This window comes from Collinsella sp. AM34-10, assembly GCF_003469185.1.
In the GTDB taxonomy this organism is placed as follows: Bacteria; Actinomycetota; Coriobacteriia; order Coriobacteriales; family Coriobacteriaceae; genus Collinsella.
In genome coordinates this window covers 476,900-499,816 of the sequence record NZ_QSIL01000001.1, presented here as the reverse complement: position 1 = coordinate 499,816, position 22,917 = coordinate 476,900, and the positions used below count along the sequence as shown (strand labels likewise).

Genomic DNA, 22,917 nt, shown 5'->3' with positions numbered 1-22,917 from the left:
TCGAAAGATTGGCGTTTCTTGCGCTCATACCCAAATTTAGGCGAACGTGTCATTCATGCACTACAATGATTCATTGCGAAACAATGATGAAGGGGAGTTATCGATGGATCAAACGCAGATGGGCAATGACGCTCCCCTGCCCACGCAAAGCACTCCCCAATCGGAACAAACCACGCTCTTGGCTCAGCAAAAACCTCTCGTGACTATCGTGCACGCCTCGGTCGGCTCGGGCCACAAGGCCGCCGCAAATGCGATTGCGCAGGCATTCGACCACATCCGCGGCACCAATGGCATCCCCGAGGATGTTGAGATTGAAGTGCTCGATATCCTTGATTTTGGACGCATAAAATTCGACGGCAACAAAACGGCCGCCTCGTTTACCGGCGCCACGCGCCCAATTTATGACTTGACCTGGCGTTATACCCTTACCGGACACCTGCTTTGGGGCGGTGGCACGGCATGGTCGCGCATCATGTTCCCCGCATTTAACGAATACGTTCGAACTCGCAGGCCCAATGCCGTGGTAGCCACACACATCACGGCAGCCAACGTCGCCGTCGGCGCGCGCGTCATTACGGGCATCGACTATCCTGTCATTTGCGTACCGACCGATTACGAGGTCGAGGGTTGGTGGCCCCATAAGGACACCGACCTGTTCTGCGTGGCAAACGAGTTTATGGCCGAAACACTCCGACCCCGTAAGGTTCCCGAGGCAAAGATCCGCATTACGGGCATCCCCATTCGCGCCGGGTTTGATACGGACTACAACCGCGAGGAAGAACTCGAGAAGTTCAATCTCCCCACAGACAAGCTCGTTGTGCTGGTGATGGCCGGCGCCAGTTTGCCTCAACCGTACGTTCGCTTTCGCGCGGAGATGGACCGCACCCTCCCCTTCCTGCGCAGCTTCGAGGACATGCACTTTGTCTTTTTGCCGGGCAAGGATGCCGAATATGCCACCCGTCTCAAAACGCTCTTCGATGCCATGAAACTCGAGAACATCACGGTTCTTGACTACGTCGATGACATGGCAGCGCTTATGCACGGCTGTGACCTGGCAATTCTCAAATCGGGCGGACTCACTGTTACCGAATGCCTGTGCGCACACCTACCAATGATTCTGCTGGGCAAGTCCTATGGCCAGGAAAAGGCCAACACCACCATGCTCACCGGCATGGGCGCCAGCATGCATGTCACGACCGCACGCGAGCTCATCGTGACACTGCGCCATCTCCACGATCATCCCGAATCGCTCAAGGCACTACTCATTAACGGCGAAGTGCTGCGCCGTCCACGCGCAGCCGAGGATATCGCCATCGCAACCATGGAACTTGCAGGCAAGCCCCAAAAGCGCAAACGAGCCTTCTGCCGCTTCTACTGGGGCGAAAAACCCGCGCATATCCGCTAGCTTCGGACTGTCCGCTTGCCTGTGGGGGCCTATATATCATCCCGTGCTCAAACATTCTCGCTTCGCTGCGAAACTGCGCGCGGGACGATATATAGGCCCCCACAGGCAAGCTGGGATTACGTACTAGCGGCTACACTAGATCCCCCTCCAGTAGAACCATCAAAGGCAAGACCGGAAAATATAGTTAGCCGATGCGACAAAGGAGGCGTCCCTTTGCCGCATGCTAACTTAAGTCTAAAACACATTCCTAATTAGGATTTGCAAGGATGTAATCCAGCTAATGGAGAGTCAGAACAACAAGCAAGTCGTAATTATATTGATGAGGCCTACCGCGCAAGTCGAAACACATATTCAAGTATGTGGCCTCTCACCCGGGGCCCACACATATCGTCCCGCGCGCAGTTTCGCAGCGTAGCGAGAATGTTTGAGCACGGGATGATATGTGTGGGCCCCGGGTGAGAGGCCAACCCTACATGTTGAAAATGATTAAGCTACGCCGCTGGAGCCGAAGCCTCCGTTGCCTCGGTCGGTTTTGTCTAGTTCGTCTACTTCTACGAGGTTGACCGTAGGGACTTCTTGGATGACGAGCTGAGCGATGCGGTCGCCTTTGTTGATCTGGATATTGTTGGTGGGATCCAGGTTGATGAGGATGACCTTAAGCTCGCCTCGATAGTGGGCGTCGATGAGACCGGGCGTGTTGACTATAGACAGGCCCTGCTTAATAGCTAGGCCGCTACGGGGCTGGACAAAGCCGGCGTAGCCATCGGGCAGCGCAATGGCCAAGCCAGTGGAGACCAAGCGGCGCTCAAAGGGCTTGAGGGTGCAGTCTTCGTTGGCACGGAGGTCAAGGCCGGCATCCGTGGGATGTGCGTATTTGGGAAGCTCGACCGTGGGATCGAGACGCTTAATGTTAACGGTAATGTTGGACATGAAATCACCTTAGCTTGTCGAGCTCTTGCAAAAACTCGTCGACGTCTTTGAAATCGCGATAGACCGAGGCAAAGCGAATGTAGGCCACCTTGTCGATCTTGGCCAGGCGCTTGAGCACCATATCGCCCAGTTCGTGGGACGTAACAGCCGTCAGCGTACGCGAACGCAGCTCCACCTCGATATCATCGATGATCTCGTTGAGCTTTTTCGTATCGATATCGCGCTTAATCGTGGCGCGCATCAGGCCGACCAGCAGCTTGTTGCGATCGAACCGCTGCTTAGACCCGTCGGATTTGATAACCTCGATGGGATCTTCGCAGCGCTCGAACGTCGTAAAACGATAATTGCACGAACAGCATTCGCGACGACGCTTGATAGTGTTGTTCGACTCCTGCATACGGGAATCGACAACGCGGGTATGTGCCTTGCCGCATTTGGGACAGCGCATGGTACCTCCTCTTAAACGATAACAAGGGTACCATGCAACCGAGCGGAAATCTTACGAACGAGCCGGAACTTTCAGAACTGCACCAGCATCAAGAGAGCTGCGATCGAGGTGATTTACGCTACGAATCATGTCGGAAGTCTCCTGCGTGGAAAGGCCATCGATGGGATGCTCCTGGGCAAGCGACCACAGGGAATCGCCGGACTGCACACGAACCGTTTCGTAGGTGACGTTGGCTACGGAATCGGCATATGCTGCGTGACGAGCAGAAAAAACTGACGTGGCGAGCACGAAGAACAGGGTAAACGCTACGGCTACAGCAACGATCGTCGAGGCCTTCAGGGCAACAGGAGCCGAAGCAACGGACGCACGCTGGGTGCGAACGGGCTTAGTGGCCACGGCCTGAAAATGAGAGCGTCCGCCCTTCACGACCGTAAAGGCAGGCGTGGCGGGCGCCTCGAGCTTAAGAGCGAGGTTTCCCTGGACCATATCCGCTGCGTTCATTCTGTTCTCCTCTCGTTTGTTTTGACGAGAACTGTTTTATCAAGCCGCGGGGACAAAAAAGTCTAGCGCGGGAACGAGTGTTCGGTTATTATTATCTTCGAACAGTTGTTCCTGTCAAGCAAAAATAGAACATTTGTTTGGTATGGGTAGAGAGGAACCCCTGATGGCTCGCAAAATTACCAAGCGTCAGCAGCAAATTTACGACTTCATCAAGGAATATCAGCAGGAGAAGGGCTATCCGCCCAGTGTGCGCGAGATGGCTTCGGCTGTGGGCCTTTCCTCCCCTAGCACCGTACATGCGCACCTCTCCGCGCTGGAAGCACGCGGCCTGCTCAAGCGTGACGCCACCAAACCTCGCGCTCTCGAGCTCTTTGACGAGGACGGATCTTCCGTCTCCATCTCGAAGTCCGATGAGCCCACGGTGCCCCGCGGCACTGTATCGCTGCCTCTCGTAGGCCGTGTCGCTGCAGGGATTCCCATCCTTGCCGAGCAGAATATCGAGGACACCTTTACCATCCCAACCGAGATCGCAACAGAACAGGGGTCCTTTATCCTCGAGGTCCACGGCAATTCGATGATTAACGTCGGCATCTATAACGGCGACTACATCATCGTTCGCGAGCAGAAGAGCGCCATGAATGGCGAGATTGTCGTGGCCATGATCGATGGCTCCGCAACAGTCAAAACATTCTATAAGGAGCAGGGACGCGTTCGCCTGCAGCCCGAAAACGACACTATGGAGCCTATCTACGCGACAAATCCCACGATTCTAGGCAAGGTCGTCGGTTTGATGCGCCGGTTTTCGTAATGCAAAAACGCATCACGGTCTTTGATACCATTCGCGGGTTTACCATGCTGTCGATGGCGGGATTTCATGCCTGCTACGACCTTGCCTACCTATATGGTTGGGAGATGCCCTGGTTTACCCAGACCATCTTCCAAGACATCTGGCGAGCCAGCATCAGTTGGGTATTTTTGTTTATTGCCGGCTGGATGTGCACCCTCTCGCGCAACAACATCAAGCGTGCCGCCAAATATGCCGTAGCCGCTTTGGTCGTATGGGTCGCAACGACGCTCGTCTCAGTCGATGACTCGGTGAACTTCGGCATCATTTTCTGCATGGCGGCGTGCACCGCCATTGTTGCACTCGCGCGCCCGGTTCTCGATAGAATACCGGCAGTTTGGGGTATAACGATTTGCCTCATACTCTTTGCCTGTACCTGGAGCATTCCTAAAGCGGTCTACCCTATCCCCCATCTAGCTTGGCTGGGGTTCCCAAGTCCAGACTTTGTCTCCGGTGATTACTATCCGCTCATACCCTTCTTATTTATGTACCTCACAGGCTTCTTTGCCGCGCGCACGGCTCAGAAAGCAAACTGCGAGGCACCAGCATGGGCCTATGAAAATCCCATCCCGGCGCTCGCAAGCCTCGGACGCCATGCACTGCCGTTCTACCTGCTTCATCAACCGGTTATCTTGGGTGTACTGGAGCTGATTTATTCCGTTCGGTAACGCTCAAGACGTGGTGCGATACGGTCCGGAAGCTTTGCCACAATACGAACGCCGTCCTCGAGGTATTCCTCGTGCAGAAGGGTTCCCTGTTCGTGCACGAGCGTGATTAACGCGCCCTCTCGATACGGGATATCGGCCGAGAGCAACACGTCCGTGGCGGCCGCTTCACGAGCGATGCGGTCGACTAAGTCATCAAGACCCTCACCCGTCTGAGCCGAGAACAGCACCGCCTCGGGATAGCGACGGCGAAAGCTCAAGCGATCGACGCTATCGAGCAGATCAATTTTATTGAACACGGTAAGTGTCAGGCGCTCACCGGCACCAATCTCATCAAGGACACGATCGACTGCCTCGAGCTGGCGCTCGTAATCCTCGTCAGAGGCATCCACAACTTTAAGGATCAGGTCGGCACCAAGGACCTCAGACAGCGTGGACTTAAAGGCATCAACGAGACCATGCGGTAGCTTTTGAATAAAGCCAACGGTATCGGTAATGGTCATGCCACGACCACCGGGCAAGCGATACGAGCGCGTCGTCGGATCGAGCGTGGCAAACAATTTATCCTGTGAAAGCACCGTAGACCCGGTCAGACGATTGAGCAACGTCGACTTACCGGCATTGGTATAACCGGCTAAGGCAACGCGAAACGCCGGCGACTCGATACGGCTCTTTGACTGGACATCGCGACGCTGTTCAACCTGCTTAAGCTCGCGACGAAGCGCGGCAATCTTGTTGCGAATCAAACGTCGGTCAACCTCGAGCTGGCTTTCGCCCTGGCCAAAGCGCGAGCCAATACCGCCACGCGTCTGTTCCTTGGCAAGGTGGCTCCACATACCTCGCAAACGAGGCAACAGGTACTGCAACTGTGCCAGCTGCACCTGCAAGCGGCCCTCACGCGTCTGGGCATGCAGACCAAAGATATCCAAAATCAACGCCGTACGGTCAATAATCTTGACCGGTTCGCCCACGGCTTTCTCAAGATAGGACTGCTGTGAAGGAGTCAGGTCGTCGTCGAAGATAACAACATCCGCATCCATGCGATGCACCAAACCGCACAGCTCCTCGACCTTTCCGGAGCCGATAAACGATTTGGGATAGGGCTTGACCAGGCGCTGAGACAAGCGTGCAACGCATTGGGCCCCAGCAGTGTGGGCTAGACGCTCGAGCTCGTCGAGCGAACGGTCGAGCGGCCAGGCGTTATCGCGCCACTCAACACCAACCAAGATGGCGCGCTCGGGTTCAGGCGCCGTGGGGACCAAAGGGAAACGAGCCATTAGGCAGCCTCGATGCGATGGTAAATATCATCAACGACCTCATCGATCGTAAACTCATCCATATCGAACCACACGATGCGATCGTCACGCTTAAACCAGGATAGCTGGCGCTTGGCATAGCGACGTGAGCGCATCTTGATAAGCTCACGGGCCTCATCCATGGTAATAGCGCCACGCAAGGCATCAATAATCTCTTTGTAACCAATTGCCTGCATCGACGTGAGCGCATCGCCCAGGCCCTGGTCCATAAGGCCACGGACCTCATCAACCAGTCCCTGCTCAAACATAAGGTCGACACGTAGGTTAATGCGCTCATACAGCACTTCACGGCTACGCGTCAGACCAAACCACAAGGCATGATAGCGCTCGCGCGGAACACTGAATTTCGACTTCTGCTGGGCATATGACACGCCGTCATCGTGCATCTCGAGCGCACGAATCACACGACGCACGTTATGGGGATGAATCACGGCAGCTGATTCAGGGTCGCGCTCGGCAAGCAGGGCATGCAATGCTTCCTCGCCAATGCGCTCGGCAAGCTCCTGATAGCCCACGCGTCGTTCGTCCTCAAGTTCTCCCGAAGGAAAATCCATTTCATCGAGAGCGGCCTTGAGATACAAGCCCGTACCGCCGCAAAAGACCGGAAGACGCTGCTCGCCAAGCAAACGCTCGACATGTGCTCGGGCGTCCGACTGGTAGAGCGCAGCAGAATACGCGACGCCGGGATCCACGATATCGATAAGGCGCAGAGGTGCCGAGCACTCCTCGGGCATCATTTTGGCCGTACCGATGTCCATGCCGCGATAGATTTGCATCGCGTCGCACGACAACACTTCGGACGATAGACGAGCGGCCAGGCGGTCGGCAACATCGCTTTTTCCGACCGCTGTCGGACCGACAATCGCTACAGCAGAAAGGCTTGCACCAGGAGAAATCATTAGCGAGGCTCGCCCACGACGGAGCCAGACAGATACCACGTCTTGGCGACATCAATATCAACATCGACGATCTTGCCGATAAGCTGATCGATGCTATAGCCAGCAGGAATCGGCGCATGCACCGTCTGGTTCTTAGGGCTCTTGCCCAGAAGGACAGCGTCGTTCTTCTTGCTCGTGCCCTCAATGAGCGCAGGCACCACAGTGTGAAGCTCGCCCTGGTTAAACTCGTGTGCCGTCGTCTCGATAACCTTGACCAGACGGTTAAAGCGCTCAAGGATAACCTCATGCGGGGTGGGATCATAAATCTCGGCGGCCGGGGTACCGGCGCGCTTGGAGTAAATAAACGTGTAGGCTTGGGCATAGCGCACCGTCTCGGCAAGCGAGAGCGTCTGCTCAAAGTCTTCCTCGGTCTCACCAGGGAAGCCCACGATGATGTCGGTTGAAAGCGCAATATCGGGCATACGGTTACGAATACGATCGACCAGGCCCAGATAATCCTCGCGCGTGTACCGACGATTCATCTCTTTAAGGATGCGCGTGGAACCCGACTGAACGGCCAAGTGAAGCTGCGGCATGACGGCAGGCGTCTCGGCCATAGCATCGATGGTCTCGGGCAGCAGATCTTTGGGATGCGAAGAGGTAAAGAAGATACGCTCGACACCCGTATCGCCCACAGCGCGCAGCAGATCGGCAAAACGCGGCTTGCCAAAGAGATCGCGACCGTAGGAGTTAACGTTTTGGCCCAGCAGCGTAATCTCGCGCACGCCCTGACGCACAAGCCCGGTAACCTCGTCGACAATCTCCTCGAAGGGACGACTCTTCTCACGACCACGGACGTACGGCACGATGCAGTACGTACAGAAGTTGTTGCAGCCCGTCATGATGGGCACCCAAGCGTGATATTGCGTCTCGCGATGCCACGGCATACTCATGGCGTCGGTATCCTCATGCTCATTCGTGCGGATGTGGCGCTTGCCATCCAAAAACGCCTCAGCGATGAGCTCGGCCACGTGCGCAATAGAATGGGTGCCAAAAATGACATTGACGTTATCGACGTTGGTGAGCAAGCCCTCGCCATCGCGCTGGGCGATGCAGCCGCCCACGGCGACCACACGCTTACCCGAAGGCGAAGGAGGCAGGCTCTTGCAGGAATTGCACTGACCATAGAGGCGAGTATCGGCAGCCTCGCGCACACAGCACGTCATGAACACGACAATATCGGCATGCTCCGGATCGAGCGCCATAAGACAGCCATACGAATCGAGCAAGCCACTCACGCGCTCGGAGTCGTGCTGATTCATCTGGCAGCCGAATGTGCGGATAAAGTAGGTTTTACCGGCAAGAATATCGCGTACGGAACGCTGGTCCATGAGCTTACATCCTAACGATGGTGTCGACGGGGCGCATAGGTGCTACAAGCGTGCAGATGGCTCGTTTACGCAACAGGCTTAACGTCGTCCATGACGACGTTATCCATAGCAGCCCGATTAATCTGGTGAACGTAGATAGAGAGACGAATTGCCGTGCGCGACTCCCCGTTAATGAGGATGTCGGAGAACACCGGCGCGCAGGAGACATCAAAGCCGGTCGGAATCAGAAAGCCGCGCGCAATGGCAACGGCCTTAATGGCCTGGTTGACGGCACCGGCACCGACGCATTGGATGTTGACGGGGACGCCATCTTTGACCATGCCGGCAATAGCGCCGGCAACGGACGCGGGCGATGATTTGCTTGATACCTTCAGGCAATCCATGAAGAAACTCCTGCGTTTAAAAGTACGTTTTAACTGCAATAACTGTATCGTACCGAGCGGACTCGGTAAAGATTTTATTCCTCTTTGGCAAGATCGAACGTCACCGTGATGCGATCACGCGAAACGCGAATCTTAGGGTCGCCGCACAGATTGAGGTAATACCGGGCAGCGAGGTCGTTAAAGTCACGCTCAACCGCACGCGAAAACTGCGCCATATCATCCTTGGCGATGCGAAGGCCTCGACGGTCCTTGGCAAGATCGACGGGAGCCGGCGCATGCGAGGTGGAATCGCGCTCGCGCAGCAGGCGCGCGGTCACGCCGCGAACGGGCTTAATCTGTCCCGACAGAATACGGTGGGCAGTGCGCTCGGACATCTCGAGACCCAACCCGGAGCAGATCCGGATAAAGTCCTCGGCATCCGAGGCAAGGCCCAAACGATCGATAACCGGAAGCTCGCACTCGTCGTCGATAAAGAGCAGGCGCGACGTATCGAGACGGCTCGAAGCCTGAGCGTACAGGGTCGCAGCGATCTCGGACGGAGAGCCCAGATACACATCGCAGCAACGCAGCTCCTCAAGGGCAAACTCACAGGCCGCACGAATGATGTTGTGGGGGCCGCGAGCACATACATAGCGGCCGTCTTCGTCTTTAACCGCCTGAGGCCAGCTCGACTGGTCGGCGCGCTCACCCAAGCGATCGGTGGCAACGCACACCTTAAACGCGGAGCCCAAATCGACGCCCGATGTAACAACGCGTGCCTCATCCGTGTTCTGCTTGATAGAGAACAGCGCCATACCACGACCGTGAACACCCCAACGGTCCATTTTCATGCTCTCGAGCTTGGAAGTGACACGGGCATCGAAGATACGCTCCTGCATATCCTGCGGCACACCCGAACCGTTATCCAGGAAGAGGAGGGTGCGAACACCCTCCTCCTTGGTCGTGGCAAGATAGACCTTATCGGCTCCGGCATCGCGAGCATTGCGCAGCATCTCGATGACAATGTCCTCTACATGCTGAATGTCATGCTTGGCTTGACGGCGCTCGGCCTCCGAAACGCGGAGGCGGACATACCCCTCGCCAAGGTTTTCCTCGACGCGAAGGTTGCCCTCCCCCGACATCGACGCGATAAATGAGATGAGCTCGTTCGCGTCGTTCATGTTATTTAGCGATATCGACGGCACGGCTCTCGCGAATCACGACAACGCGAACCTGACCGGGATACTCCATCTCTTCCTCGATCTGATGGGCGATATCGTGCGCAAGCACCGTGGACTGGGCATCGGAGATCTTGTCAGGCTGAACCATGACATGAACCTCGCGACCGGCCTGCATGGCATAGGTACGCTCGACGCCGTCGTGAGAGTTGGCGATCTCCTCGAGCTTCTCAAGGCGCTTAATGTAATTCTCGGCCGACTCGCGGCGGGCACCGGGACGAGAAGCGGAGACGGCATCGGCAGCCTGGACCAGAACGTCAAGTACCGTGTTGGGGTCGACGTCGGCATGATGGGCCTCGATCGCGTGGACGATGACGGGCTTCTCGCCATAACGGCGGGCAAGCTCAGCACCAATCACAGCATGCGGACCCTCAACGTCATGGTCAATGGCCTTACCCAGGTCGTGCAGAAGACCGGCACGCTTGGCGGTCACAACGTCCAGACCAAGCTCGGAGGCCATGACGCCGCACAGGTCAGAAACCTCAAGCGAGTGCTGCAGAACGTTCTGACCAAACGAGGTGCGGTAGCGAAGAGCACCCAGGGTCTTGACGATCTCGGGATGCAGGTCGTGGATACCGGTATCGAAGGCGGCCTGCTCGCCAGCCTCGCGCACACGCTGCTGAACCAAATCGGCGGCCTTGTGATACATCTCCTCGATGCGGGCAGGGTGAATACGACCGTCGGCAATGAGGTTCTCGAGCGCCACGCGGGCGGTCTCACGACGGACCGGATCGAAGCTCGAAAGCACGACGGTCTCGGGGGTGTCGTCAATCACGAGGTTAACGCCGGACACCTGCTCAAAGGTGCGGATGTTGCGACCCTCGCGACCGATGATGCGACCCTTGAGGTCATCGGAGGGAATGTGCACAGAAGTAACGGTGACCTCGGCGGTATGGTCGGCGGCGCAACGTTGAATCGCCAGGGAGAGAATCTCCTGAGCGGTCTTGTGGCACTCGGCGCGGACCTGCTGCTCGGACTCGCGGATGATGGTGGCCGCCTCGTGGGTAACCTCGCCGCGGACCTTGTCGAGCAGCTCCTTGTGAGCGTCCTCGCGCGTAAGGTCGGCAATACGCTCAAGCTCGGAAGTCTGCTTGGCGCAGAGCTCCTCAAGCTCGCGAGAGCGCTTCTCGACCTGGCCGGCCTGGCTGGACAGCTGATGCTCGCGCTTATCAAGAGCATCGTTGCGGCGATCGAGCGATTCCTCGCGCTGCATCACGCGGTTTTCGAGCGTACGAATCTCGCTCTTACGCTGCTTGTCCTCGGCCTCGGCGGCCTGCTTGTTCTTGATGATCTCTTCCTTAGCCTCGAGCAGAGCCTCTTTTTTGAGGGTCTCGGCCTGACGCTTAGCATCACCAATCAGGGACTCTGCCTGCGCGTGTGCCGACTGAATCTTTTCGTCGGCCTCGTGAAGACTACCCTGCTTAGCGGTGCGCATGTAGGCAATGGCGGCGATGGCACCCAAAACGAGGCCAACGAGCGCTGCAATGATAGGCATGCTCACTCCTTTTTATGGATTAGCTACACAGCAAAGCGAACCGTCCTTACGAACGGCTCGCGACATTTGAGTAATATGGGCGCAGCTTATGCGGGTCGGATACAGATAAACATATAAACAAACTCATCACAGATGAGCACATATCACAAAGCAAATGACAGTGTTTATCCTACGTTGAACCGCAACAACTGTCAAATAAACGCACCCGGCACGGCGCCTATCAAGCGGTGAACGGCAGGGGCGTACCATGCGCACGCTTACACGGCGCATTCCTCGCTTGAGGTATCGAGGCGCGCCTTAACGGCATCGGCGGCGATGTGATACGAAAAGCCTTTACCCATCAAAAATCTGACGAGCTTTTCGAATGCACGTACTTCGGGAACGCGACGTTTAGCGAGCAAGGCCGAAGCGCGGGCCAAGTCATCATCAACGGCAAAATAAGCCTCGGGATACCCGGGGATATCGTCAAGCACGACATGACGGCGTTTGAGTTCAACCTCGATCTTACGCTGTCCCCAACCGCGACGCTTGCGCTCTTCGATAAAGTACGAACAAAAGCGGTTCTCATCCAAAAAACGATACTCGGTCGCTCGAGCAACTGCAAAATCGATCGCAGGCTGTCGAAAGCCATAGCGCGCCAACTTATCGCGCACCTCGCCCGTGGCATGATCGCGGCGCGAAAGCATCTCGGTCACCATGGTGAGCGCACATTTACGTTCGATAAGCTGCACAGCCTCGCGAAAGTCATCCCAATCACAGGGAAGATCGGGGCGGTTCTTAACGTACAGGCGCGCCACGCGCACGGGAATCCAAATGGAACGTTCAAAACCGCCCTCGAGATCGCAATCGATATGCGCGCAGGGCTTTTTAGACGCATAACCGCTCGAGAACGAGGAGGCCGCCTTCTTATCGGGAAAGACGACCGTGGCCTCGGTCACCGTATACGACATGTCGGCATCCGCTACTCGTCGTCATCGTCGAGCATCGCGGAGCCATCGATGGCGTACAGCTCATCAAACTCCTCGGGGGCGGGCTGGTCGGTCAACTCAACCTCGGAGGGGGCATCATCGTCATACTCAAGGCCGCAGGCAAGGCGAACCTTGTGCTCGATCTCGTCGGCGCAATCGGGATGCTCCCGCAGGAATGTCTTGGCGGCCTCGCGACCGTTGCCGAGCTTATCCTCGCCATAGGCAAACCAGGACCCCATCTTTTTGCAGATGCCGCACTCGACGGCCATATCCAGAATCGAGCCCTCTTTAGAGATGCCGGTGCCGTACATGATGTCAAACTCGGCCGAACGGAACGGAGCCGCCACCTTGTTCTTAACGACCTTGGCACGCACGCGATTACCGATAACCTCGTCCTTGAGCTTGATGGTATCGATTTTGCGAATATCGATTCGCACGGAAGAGAAGAACTTGAGCGCGCGGCCGCCCGTGGTGGTCTCGGGGTTACCGAACATGACGCCGATCTTCTCGCGCAGTTGGTTAATGAAGATGCAGGTCGTGTTGGACTTGGCAAGCGAGCCGGCGAGCTTACGGAGTGCCTGGCTCATCAAGCGAGCCTGCAGGCCCACCGTCGTGTCACCGATCTCGCCCTCGATCTCGGCACGCGGAGTCAATGCGGCTACAGAGTCGACGACGATGGCGTCGATGGCACCGGAGCGCACAAGCATATCGACGATCTCGAGCGCCTGCTCGCCCGTATCGGGCTGGGAAATCAGGACCTCATCGATATCGACGCCGATGCGCGCGGCATAGGTGGGATCAAGCGCGTGCTCGGCATCGATAAATGCAACAACGCCGCCCATGGCCTGCGCCTCTGCAAGAATCTCGAGCGAAAGCGTCGTCTTACCGGAGGACTCGGGGCCATAAATCTCGACGATACGGCCGCGCGGCACGCCGCCGATACCCAAGGCGGCATCGAGTGCCAGAGAGCCCGTCGGAATAGCCTCGACCTCGAGCTCGGGACCGCCGTCGCCATACCTCATAATAGAGCCCTGGCCGAACTTCTTCTCGATCTCGGCCTTGGTGGTGGCGATCATCTCATCGCGCTCTTTACCCGTCGTGCGTGCATGAACGGTACGTACGGGACCTGAATTCTTGGCCATGAATAGCCCTCCTCTTAACAACCTGAAACGATAATAAACGAACGGCTGTTCGTGGTCAACCGTTCAGATTCATCATATGCACCCGACCATTCCAAAACCCGACCAAACGCCAACCAATCACCGACCAAACGCTTGACCCCACCAATCACAAATACGGGTAATCGAACAAGTTTAGGTCATGTACCAGCGCAAACACCAATACCGTTAAAGGTCCCTAGCTCCACAATTAAGGGGCCCTAAGGCCCCTTAAACCACGTCTATTCCATAGAATTGAGCACGCGGACAATGCGCTCCAAAGCCTCCGCGACCGCATGGGCACGAACGCACGACCGATCGCCCTCGTAATGACAGCGCGCAGACTCGACAACCGGCGCTCCCCCATCGGCCGCGCGATACGCCCACCCAATATAGAACGTACCGGCGGGGTCTTGCTCAGTGCCGCCACCGGGCCCAGCGTAGCCCGTTGCGCTCACGGCCACATCGCTCTGATAGAGGTCCAGCGAGCCCACGGCCATCTCGCGCGCCGTCTGGTGCGACACGGCGCTAAACCGATCGAGCGTCTCCTGCTCAACACCCAGAACACGATGCTTGATCTCATCGCAGTAGGTCACCGCACCGCCACGAAGCACCGCCGAGGCACCCGGGATATCGGCAATCGTCGAGGCGATCATGCCCGCCGTCAGCGACTCCGCCGTCGACACCGTCACACCACGGGCACTCGCGCGCTCGACAATATCGCGCGCCAGCTCCTCGTTGTTTGCGGCGATCTGCAAATAAGACTCCGTCATACCCACCAGGACCTAGACCGAAAAGACGATCTTGCGACAGTTCCAGAAGTACTGGGCGCCCGAGACAATGGTCAAAATCACGGCGATGACGTACAGGAAGCGCGACACCGAATAGACACCGAGCAGCAGCGACACCGGCCCCAGCTGAAGGCCGGCCATCGCAAAGACGCACAGATAGCCGCAGATGGAGACCATCGTGGTCGCCGTCTTGTACTTGCCGAGCTTATCGGCGGCAACGACTACACCGGCAGCACTCGCGACCATGCGAAGGGCGCTCACCAGCAGCTCACGGAACAGGATGATGAACACGGACCACACGGTCACCGCGCCAAAATCAAGGAACAGCAGCAGGGCCGAAAACACGAGCAGCTTATCGGCGATGGGGTCCAAGAACTTGCCAAAATCAGTGATCTCGTTGCGCGAGCGCGCCAGATAGCCGTCGACCTTATCGGTGCACGACAGGATCACATACAGAATGAAGGCAGCGGCGGCGAGCGGGCCGTCGAAGGTGCTCCAGTCCGTACCGGCAACGCTCGCGTGAGACAGGGCCGAGACGATCATGAACACCGGGATAAAGACGATGCGAACGCACGTCACGATGTTGGCGGGCGTCCAAACACTCGTCAGTTCCTTATTGCTCTCGTTTGCCACGACGCTCTCCTACTCCACAACATGACCGATAAGCTCATAGCAGAAGCTATCGGTAAACTCGACGGTCAGAATATCGCCCACGGATGCCTCGCTGGCGTCCAGATGCACCGCACCATCGGAATCGGGCGCCTGGAACCAGGCATGACCGATCAGCTCAGCGCCGTCCTCGGTCTCCTCGATACCATCGACGATCACCTGTGCGCGCTCGCCCACATGGGCTGCCGTGGCGGCAAAACCGAGCGACTCGGCCAGATCCATGGCCTCCTGGGCGCGCTCGAGCTTGACCTCCTCATCGACCTGGCCCTCCATCTTGGCGGCCAGGCTGCCCTCCTCACGCGAGTAGGCAAAGACGCTCGTGTAGTCAAAGCCGACGGTGTCCATAAAGTCGATAAGGTCGCGGAACTCGTCGTCGGTCTCGGTCGGGAAGCCGACCATGGCCGTGGAACGAATCACAATGCCGGGGATGCGCTCGCGAAGGTCACGGAAAAGATCCTCGAGCTCCTGGCGCGAACCGGAGCGGCGCATGGCCTTAAGGATGCGCGCATCGCAGTGCTGTACGGGGATATCGATATAGGGCAGCACCTCGGGCGTATCGCGAATCGTCTCGATAAGCTCTTCGGTCATGCCCTCGGGCTGCAGATAGAGCACACGGACCCAGACGTTATGCGGGCGCACAGCCTCGGCGACGGCACGCAGCAGCTGCGCCAGATTGCGCGGCGAGCCCTCGGCGACGTCCTCGTCGGCAAAGTCGGTGCCCCAGATGCCCGTGTCCTGGCCGATCAGCACAATCTCGCGCACACCGCCGGCAACCAGGTCGCGCACCTCGGAGATAATGCTTTCGGCATTGCGCGAATGATAGCGACCGCGAATGTAGGGGATCATGCAGAAGCTGCAAAAACGATTGCAGCCATCGGAAATCTTGACATAGGCAACGGCACCCTCGACGGTACGCTTGACCTGCGGAATATAGGCAGCGATCTCGCGCTCCACGCCCAGCACGCCATCGATGACAGAGACGATACCGTCTTCCTCATCGGCCTTCACAAAGGCCGCGACCTCGGGAAGCTCGTCGGGCAGGTCATCGCCGTAACGAGACGGCACGCAACCGCACATGACGATGGGGCAGGCGCGAACGCCGTCCTGCACCTCGTTAGCGAGCTCGAGCGTGGTCTCGATGCTCTCGGACGTCGCCGAGGCGAGAAACGAGCACGTGTTGACGATAGCGATATCGGCGTCCTGCGGATCGAATGCCTCCTCATAGCCCGCGGCGGTCAGCAGCGAACGCATGCGGTCGGTGTCAACCTCGTTCTTAGCGCACCCGAGGGTGATGTAGAGCACGGAGCCCAAAGGTGTATCCATGTTGGAGAACGGTCCTTTCGAGTAAGTTAGCGGTAGTTGGTAAACTGCAGCGGCTGGCCGTAGTCTTGGTCGCGCAGGAACTGGATCACGGTCTGCAGCGCGTCCTTAGAGGCCGAGGAAACGCGCAGTTTATCGGCCTCGATGGTCACCTTGACCTTGAGTTTTTGATCCTTGATGTCCTTATTAATCTTCTTGGCGGTCGCCTGGTCAATGCCCTCGACGATATGGCCGAGCACGCGCACGGTACCGCCCGAAGCCGCCTGCGGCGCGTCCCAAGAGACAGCCTTAAGATCGATGCCGCGCTTGATGAGCTTAGAGCTCAGCACGTCAATAATCTGCTTGGAGACAAAATCGGCCGGGGCATTGATCGTAAAGAGCTTATCGCCCTTCGAAAGCTCGATGGTGGCGCCGGAGTCCTTGAGGTCATAGCGCTGAGAGATCTCGCGGGCGGTCTGCTGGAAGGCGTTATCGACCTCCTGCATATTGACCTCGGACACAACGTCGAAGCTGGAATCTTTAGCCATGGTTCTTCCTTTCGGTACGGGGAGCCTTAGTAGCTGTCGTACGAATAGTCATCTGAATCGTTTGCAGTCTGGCCGTCGGATGCCGTGTCGGTACCGTCGGTAGACTGAGGGTCGGTGCCGTCGGTAGACTGGGCGTCGGTGCCGTCGGTACTCTCGCCATCCTCGGACTCTGCGGTCTCCTTCTTGGGAACGGTAATGGTCACGCGCGCCACACCCGATGTCTTGGTGTCGTAGCGAACCTTTTCACCGTTCTTGGTAACCGTGACATCGGAGGGCTTGGACGTGGTGATCTCGATCGAGGACTCGGGCGTGTACTCCTGCTCAAAGGGACCGGTTGCCTGGGCGCCAAAGACCGATTTACCGTCGACCTTGACCTCGATCCAGGCGGTCTTGCCCTTGGCAACGGAGACCTTGACCTTGATGACCTCGTCCTCTTTCTTTTTCGCGTTCGCCTTGGCGGCATCGGAATCGGCAGAATCCGTCGCCTCGTCGGTGCCTTCATCCTCGTCAACAGATTCGGTCTTCTTGGAAGACTTCTTGGTCGTCGTCTTGGTGGCCGCGGGCGTCTCAGGCGTCGACTCGGGTGCAGAAGAGCCGCAGCCACGCAGGAGGACCACGATGAGCAGAATCAACAAAAGCGCCACGGCACCGATGCCGGCGTAGATGATGCGCGGATCGAGTCCATTATTCTGGGGAGCACGTCCACCACCGCGTCCGCGATTAGAACCACCGCGACCATTCCCCTGCGGCATACGGCCGCGACCGCTATCGGGACGACCACGATATCCGCCTTGGCTCTGCGAGCCGCGCTGACCCGAACGCGGCGCAAGCTCGCCACGGTTCTGATAGCCAAGCTGGCCAGAGCGAGGCGCCGAAGAGCGCTGCCCGTAAGGCTGCGATTGAGAACGGAGGCGCGGCGTCACCTGCGTGGTATCGGCGTCGGCGTAACCACCGTGGGAACGCCCGGCAGAAACTCCGCGATAACCACGACCGGAGTAGCCACCGTCGCCGTAACCGGCGCGGGGATCGCGACTCAACCCGCGAGCGGCGGGAAGCGCACGGTCATCAGGCATGGGCGTACTGCGAAAGCGATCTCGCTGAGAACGAATCTCCTCGCTGGAGCCCGTCTCGGTGATATAGCCCGCCTGCGGAGGGCGCTGGCCGTACCGCGTCGAGCGACCACCCTGAACCATCAGAAAGCGTCCGTTATCGACCGACGAGCGCGAGTTAACGTAGCCGGCAGCATCCTGAAAACGACCGCCCTGCTGCGAGGTCTCGCGTTCATATGCCATGAGGTCATCAAAATAAGCGTTGACGACCTCGCGAGGGTTAAGCCCCAAAAAGCGAGCGTAGCTCGAAATCATGCCCTGCGCATAGCCGCGCGGGGGCATCGATGCAAAGTTACCGGTCTCGAAAAACTCGATGATCTGCGGCCTGATTTTGATGGTGTTGGCGACCTGCTGGATGGAAAGGCCCATCCGGCGACGCTGCTCGAGCAGCATGTCACCAAAGCGTGCAGCCATCAGAATCCTCCAAACTCACGATCTTCACGTGCCATCTCGGCGTCGACAGACTCCAGCGCAGCGAGCCCCTCCTCGTCCAGCAGGACCTCGCGTGGCTTGGAACCGTCGGGCGGGCCGACGACACCCTTTTCTTCCAGCATGTCCATAATACGCCCGGCGCGCGCATAGCCAACCTTGAGGCGGCGTTGCAGGCCAGATGTGGAGCCCAGCTGCGATTCCACCACAATATGGGCGGCCTCCCAGATAAGCGGGTCGTCATCCTGCGGCTCGGCAACACCCGTGCGAACAATGCCGCCGCCACCAGCCATGGACATGGAAGCGGGCGCCACGGCAGACAGGATCTCCTCGTGGTAATCGGGCTCGCTTTGCGACTTAACGAACTCGACGATCTCGTTGATCTCGTCGTCCGAGACAAAACAGCCCTGGATACGGCGGGGTTTGCCCCAGTCGACCTTGGAGAACAGCATGTCGCCTAAACCGGTGAGCTTTTCGGCGCCCATCTGATCGATGATGACGCGGGAATCGATACCCGTAGCCACGTTAAAGGCGATACGGTTGGTGATGTTGGCCTTGATAAGGCCCGTCACCACATTGGAGCTGGGGCGCTGCGTAGCCACGATAAGGTGAATACCGGCGGCACGACCCAGCTGGGCGATACGGACGATCGAGGCCTCGACATCCTTGCCGGCGACCATCATCAGGTCCGAAAGCTCGTCGATGATGATGACCAGATAGGGCATCTTTTGCGGCGGGTTATCGTAATGCTCAAACTCGCCGGCGGCCTGCTTTTCGTTATAGGTCGAGATCTTGCGAACGTTGAGGCGCTCGAAGACCTTCAGGCGACGCTCCATCTCGGACACGGCCCACTGCAGTGCACTGGCCGCCTGCTTGGGCTCGGTCACCACGGGCACGTAGAGATGCGGCAGGCCGTTATAGCCCGCAAGCTCGACGCGCTTGGGGTCGACCATGATCAGGCGAACGTCCTCGGGAAGAGCGCGCATGAGCAGGGTCGTGATGATTGAGTTGATCATGACCGACTTACCCGAACCGGTAGTACCGGCGATCAGCAAGTGGGGCATCTTGGCGAGGTCGGCGACAACCGGCGTGCCCTCGGCATCGCGACCGATGGCAAGCTCGAGCGGACCGCCTTTCACATAGGGAAGCACGTCGCCCAAGTTGACGTTCTGACGCTTACGATTGGGAATCTCGATACCAACGAGCGAGGTGCCGGGAATCGGCGCAAAAATACGCACCGACTGGGCGGCAAGCGAAAGCGCGATATCGTCCTCGAGGCTCGAGATCTTGCTCACGCGCTCGCCCTCACCGGGCTGCAGCTTAAAGGTCGTGACCGTGGGGCCGGCAATCCAGCCGACAACGCGGGCGCTACGGCCAAACTCGAGCAAGGTGGACTGCAACGACTCGGCAGTCTGTTCCAGCTCCTTATCAGAAGACGCGGAGGACGCCGACTGCGGATTGGCATGCAGGATTTCGAGCGGCGGGAGCTTGAGGCCATCCTCTTGGTCGCCCTCGGTATCGGCAGCGGTGCCGTCCGCTCCCCCATCGCCGACTGCAACAGGAGCGGCAGAAGCCGTAAGAGTGGAGGCATCGGAAACCTTGGGATGTTTTAGGAAGTCGGGGATCTTCGGAGCTGCCGAAACGGGATTCACGGCAAACGGCGGCTCTGACTCGTCAGCCTTGTCCGGGTCGTCTTCCATCGAAAACTGTCCGGTGACCTGTCCTGCCTTGGCGCGGCGACGCGGCAGCAATGTGGTCTTGGCGGTCTCGAGCAGAGCCTCGTCATCCTCGTCATCGCCCTCGGTGAGCTCAATCTCGCTATCGGACCAAGAGGGGTCAGGCTCGCTCGTGTTGAGCCTGGGCGCGGCCTTGCGCTTCTTGGCATGGCGGCGCGGCAGCAGCGTGGTCTTGGCGCGCTCGGCCTCCACGGCCTCGGACACGTCGACAAACGGGTCATCGTCCTCGTCGTCATCCAAAACCGGGTCGGCATCGCCACCCATGACCGTGGTCACGGCGGCGTCAGTCCCCTTCTGGCGCAGAATGCTCAGGTGCGGACGGGCAACGCCGGGAACCGACAGGGCCTCTTCATCGCCCCACGGGCTCGCGTTGACATCGGCACGACGGCGCTCGGCAAAATCGGCGGCGCGATCGCGTGCGGAGCGCAAAACGCCGCCCACCGAAAAGCCGATAATGACCAGGCCAACGACGACAAGCCCCAGCAAGACAACCATGGCAATAGGTTTACCCAGGGCGTTTTGCAAGGTACTTGCGATAAAGGCGCCAATGTAGCCGCCCGACGCGGATAGGTTCTGCGGCGCAAACATGAGGTCGCACGAATCGCTCGTGCCCGGCACCATCAGCGACAGGATAGAGACAATGGCCACAAAGACCACGGCGCCACCCGCGACCGAGCGAATGTTGAGCGGCGAGTCCTCACCCAAAAAGAGCGTGGCGGCAAACAGCAAGATGACGATCGGCAGCACGTAGGCGCCCAGGCCAAAGCCGAGGTGATAGAAACCGGCGACAGCAGCCGTCACGGGCGCCGTTGCCGGCGAAATCACGGCAATGAAGGACGCAATCGCCAAAACGGCAATGACCACGCCGGCGATATCGCGATTGGCCGAAGGCTCGACCAAGGGCTCGAACTCATCGAACTCCGACTCGTGGCCCTGATTGGCACGCAGATGGGAACCGGCACCCTTAGCAGATGCCGGTTGGTTACTGGCCTTATTGCCTTTGGCGTTTTGTGCAGATCCGCGCGCCAAACTAAACCTCCATGACGACCGGGATGATCATCGGACGGGTGCGCGTGCGGCTCCAGATAAAGTTGGAGAGCGAATCGCGCACGGCCTTGCGAATGGCATCGGAGCCACTGCTGGTAAAGCTAAACTTGCCCTTCTCGATCGTCTTCATGATGGCTGCTGAGGCATCCTCGGAGAACTGGTCGTCGATGGCAAACGAAACACCGCGGCCCGAGAACTCGATAGCCTCGATCTTCTTATGCTTGAGCGAGACGATGGCAACGGCCGTGACCATACCGTCGTTGGCGAGCTTTTGGCGATCGCGCAGGACGATGGGGTCGGTGTCGCCGATGCGCAGACCGTCAACATAGACGACGCCGGACTCGACAGGCGTACCGCGCTTGACGATACCGCCACGCATCTCGAGCGTGTCGCCGTTATCGAGGATAAAGATGTGATCATCCTTAATGCCCATCTTACGGGCAAGCTGGGCATGGGCACGCAGATGCACGGCCTCGCCGTGAACCGGCATAAAGTAGGTGGGCTTGGCCATGGCCATCAGAAGCTTGAGCTCCTCCTGGCTGCCGTGGCCCGAGACATGGACGAGGGCACGATTCTTATCCCACACGTCGCAGCCGAGCTTTGCCAGGCTGTTGACGACCTGCTGCACGGCCTTCTCGTTGCCAGGAACGGGCGTAGCGGACAGGATGACGGTATCGCCCTCGTGGATGGAGAGCGTCTTGTGCTCGCCGTTGGCCATGCGGGACAGGGCCGACAGCGGCTCGCCCTGCGAACCGGTGCACATGACGACGATCTTGTCGTCGGGTAGGTTATCGATATCAAAGGCATCGAGGATATCGGCATCGTCGATGTTGAGGTAGCCAAGCTCGCGCGCCACGCGAGTGTTGGTGAGCATGGAACGTCCTGTCACGACGACCTTGCGGCCGCACTTGCGGGCAGCGTCGCAGATCTGCTGCAGGCGATGGATGTGGCTCGAGAACGACGCGACGAACACGCGGCCCGGGGCGTTCTTGATGGCATGCAGCAGGTTGGGGCCAACCTCGGCCTCGGACTTAGTAAAGCCGGGAACCGTGGCGTTGGTGGAGTCGGAAAGCAGCAGGTCGATACCCTGCTTGGCAAAGCGGCTGATGGCGGCATAGTCGGGCGTGACGCCGTCGATGGGCGTCTGGTCGAGCTTAAAGTCGCCCGTGTGCATAACGGTGCCCTGGTTGGTGCGAATAAACACGCCCAAAGCACCCGGAATGGAGTGCGTCATGGAGAAGAAATCGAGCGAGATGCCACCGAGATTGACGTGGCTGCCGCCCTTGACCTCACGGAACTTGGGCGCGCGAATGCGGAACTCGGAGAGCTTACCCTCGATAAAACCGAGCGTCAGCTTGCTCGAGAAGATGGGCACCTTGTTGTTGAGGTCCTGCAGCAGGTACGGAAGCGAACCGGTGTGGTCCTCGTGGCCGTGGGTGACAACGATACCGCGGAGCTTCTCCTCGTTCTCCAGGACATAGGTGTAGTCGGGAAGTACCAAGTCGATACCGGGCTGGGAGTCGTCGGGGAACATGAGACCGGCGTCGACGAGCACCATGTCGTCGCCGCACTCGAAGACCGTCATGTTCTTGCCGATGCCGTCAAGGCCGCCGAGCGGAATGATCTTCAAGGGAGATGATTTTTTAGCTGCCATAGGTTCGTGTGGTTTCCTTTCTTCGAAACGGGTCTGG

Annotated in this window: 21 protein-coding genes; 3 read left to right on the top strand and 18 right to left on the bottom strand. The window is 58.4% G+C overall.

The window, feature by feature from the left end; translation table 11 throughout:
• Positions 1-103: 103 nt before the first annotated feature.
• On the top strand, positions 104-1,405 hold the full coding sequence (locus tag DW823_RS02130) for a glycosyltransferase (protein WP_233542956.1): 1,302 nt from the start codon (positions 104-106) through the stop codon (positions 1,403-1,405).
• Positions 1,406-1,891: 486 nt separating this feature from the next.
• Here the strand turns inward: DW823_RS02130 and dut are convergent, their stop codons facing one another.
• The 3 genes from dut to DW823_RS02115 are packed head-to-tail and all read right to left on the bottom strand — an operon-like array spanning position 1,892 to position 3,284.
• On the bottom strand, positions 1,892-2,335 hold the full coding sequence (gene dut / locus DW823_RS02125; protein ID WP_118079907.1) for a dUTP diphosphatase: 444 nt from the start codon (positions 2,333-2,335) through the stop codon (positions 1,892-1,894).
• 4 nt (positions 2,336-2,339) lie between these two features.
• On the bottom strand, positions 2,340-2,783 hold the full coding sequence (gene nrdR, locus DW823_RS02120; RefSeq protein ID WP_055285168.1) for a transcriptional regulator NrdR: 444 nt from the start codon (positions 2,781-2,783) through the stop codon (positions 2,340-2,342).
• A gap of 51 nt (positions 2,784-2,834) precedes the next feature.
• Positions 2,835-3,284 (bottom strand): LysM peptidoglycan-binding domain-containing protein, encoded by a 450-nt coding sequence (locus DW823_RS02115; RefSeq protein ID WP_118079905.1) that lies wholly within the window; start codon positions 3,282-3,284, stop codon positions 2,835-2,837.
• A 163-nt stretch (positions 3,285-3,447) separates the two neighbouring features.
• On the opposite strand from DW823_RS02115, the gene lexA reads away from it, so the two are divergent.
• Both lexA and DW823_RS02105 read left to right on the top strand, forming a co-directional pair.
• Complete coding sequence (gene lexA / locus DW823_RS02110) at positions 3,448-4,092, top strand: transcriptional repressor LexA (RefSeq protein WP_147324160.1); 645 nt, start codon at positions 3,448-3,450, stop codon at positions 4,090-4,092.
• On the top strand, positions 4,092-4,796 hold the full coding sequence (locus DW823_RS02105; RefSeq protein WP_118079903.1) for a heparan-alpha-glucosaminide N-acetyltransferase: 705 nt from the start codon (positions 4,092-4,094) through the stop codon (positions 4,794-4,796). Before lexA ends, DW823_RS02105 begins: the two co-directional genes overlap by 1 nt.
• Here DW823_RS02105 and hflX read toward each other — a convergent pair.
• The 15 genes from hflX to DW823_RS02030 all read right to left on the bottom strand — a co-directional run bounded on the left by hflX (position 4,781) and on the right by DW823_RS02030 (position 22,880).
• A complete protein-coding gene (gene hflX, locus DW823_RS02100; protein WP_117564294.1) occupies positions 4,781-6,070 on the bottom strand; it encodes a GTPase HflX in 1,290 nt (429 codons plus the stop codon). The genes DW823_RS02105 and hflX overlap by 16 nt on opposite strands.
• Entirely contained in the window at positions 6,070-7,008 is a 939-nt protein-coding gene (miaA, locus tag DW823_RS02095; RefSeq protein ID WP_118079900.1) for a tRNA (adenosine(37)-N6)-dimethylallyltransferase MiaA, read from the bottom strand. Before miaA ends, hflX begins: the two co-directional genes overlap by 1 nt.
• A complete protein-coding gene (miaB, locus tag DW823_RS02090) occupies positions 7,008-8,378 on the bottom strand; it encodes a tRNA (N6-isopentenyl adenosine(37)-C2)-methylthiotransferase MiaB (protein WP_118079898.1) in 1,371 nt (456 codons plus the stop codon). The genes miaA and miaB overlap by 1 nt, the downstream gene beginning before the upstream one ends.
• Before the next feature lie 65 nt (positions 8,379-8,443).
• Positions 8,444-8,761, bottom strand: a complete 318-nt coding sequence (locus DW823_RS02085) for a stage V sporulation protein S (protein ID WP_118079896.1) — start codon at positions 8,759-8,761, stop codon at positions 8,444-8,446.
• A gap of 74 nt (positions 8,762-8,835) precedes the next feature.
• Positions 8,836-9,921: an ATP-binding protein gene (locus tag DW823_RS02080; RefSeq protein WP_118079894.1), complete on the bottom strand. Its 1,086-nt coding sequence runs from the start codon at positions 9,919-9,921 to the stop codon at positions 8,836-8,838.
• Position 9,922: 1 nt separating this feature from the next.
• Positions 9,923-11,473: a ribonuclease Y gene (gene rny / locus DW823_RS02075; protein ID WP_118079891.1), complete on the bottom strand. Its 1,551-nt coding sequence runs from the start codon at positions 11,471-11,473 to the stop codon at positions 9,923-9,925.
• 257 nt (positions 11,474-11,730) lie between these two features.
• Complete coding sequence (locus tag DW823_RS02070; RefSeq protein WP_118079889.1) at positions 11,731-12,423, bottom strand: regulatory protein RecX; 693 nt, start codon at positions 12,421-12,423, stop codon at positions 11,731-11,733.
• Positions 12,424-12,434: 11 nt separating this feature from the next.
• A complete protein-coding gene (gene recA, locus DW823_RS02065; RefSeq protein ID WP_118079887.1) occupies positions 12,435-13,583 on the bottom strand; it encodes a recombinase RecA in 1,149 nt (382 codons plus the stop codon).
• 257 nt (positions 13,584-13,840) lie between these two features.
• Entirely contained in the window at positions 13,841-14,356 is a 516-nt protein-coding gene (locus DW823_RS02060; RefSeq protein WP_233542955.1) for a CinA family protein, read from the bottom strand.
• Between the two features lie 27 nt (positions 14,357-14,383).
• Positions 14,384-15,022 carry a CDP-diacylglycerol--glycerol-3-phosphate 3-phosphatidyltransferase gene (pgsA, locus tag DW823_RS02055; protein WP_118079882.1) on the bottom strand — a complete coding sequence of 213 codons (639 nt, stop codon included), beginning with the start codon at positions 15,020-15,022 and terminating at the stop codon, positions 14,384-14,386.
• A 9-nt stretch (positions 15,023-15,031) separates the two neighbouring features.
• On the bottom strand, positions 15,032-16,381 hold the full coding sequence (gene rimO, locus DW823_RS02050) for a 30S ribosomal protein S12 methylthiotransferase RimO (RefSeq protein WP_118079880.1): 1,350 nt from the start codon (positions 16,379-16,381) through the stop codon (positions 15,032-15,034).
• Positions 16,382-16,407: 26 nt separating this feature from the next.
• Entirely contained in the window at positions 16,408-16,905 is a 498-nt protein-coding gene (locus tag DW823_RS02045) for a YajQ family cyclic di-GMP-binding protein (protein ID WP_118079877.1), read from the bottom strand.
• A 26-nt stretch (positions 16,906-16,931) separates the two neighbouring features.
• On the bottom strand, positions 16,932-18,428 hold the full coding sequence (locus tag DW823_RS02040; protein ID WP_118079875.1) for a RodZ family helix-turn-helix domain-containing protein: 1,497 nt from the start codon (positions 18,426-18,428) through the stop codon (positions 16,932-16,934).
• Positions 18,428-21,208 (bottom strand): DNA translocase FtsK, encoded by a 2,781-nt coding sequence (locus tag DW823_RS02035; RefSeq protein WP_233542954.1) that lies wholly within the window; start codon positions 21,206-21,208, stop codon positions 18,428-18,430. The genes DW823_RS02040 and DW823_RS02035 overlap by 1 nt, the downstream gene beginning before the upstream one ends.
• A gap of 1 nt (position 21,209) precedes the next feature.
• On the bottom strand, positions 21,210-22,880 hold the full coding sequence (locus tag DW823_RS02030) for a ribonuclease J (RefSeq protein WP_118079872.1): 1,671 nt from the start codon (positions 22,878-22,880) through the stop codon (positions 21,210-21,212).
• Positions 22,881-22,917 lie beyond the last annotated feature (37 nt).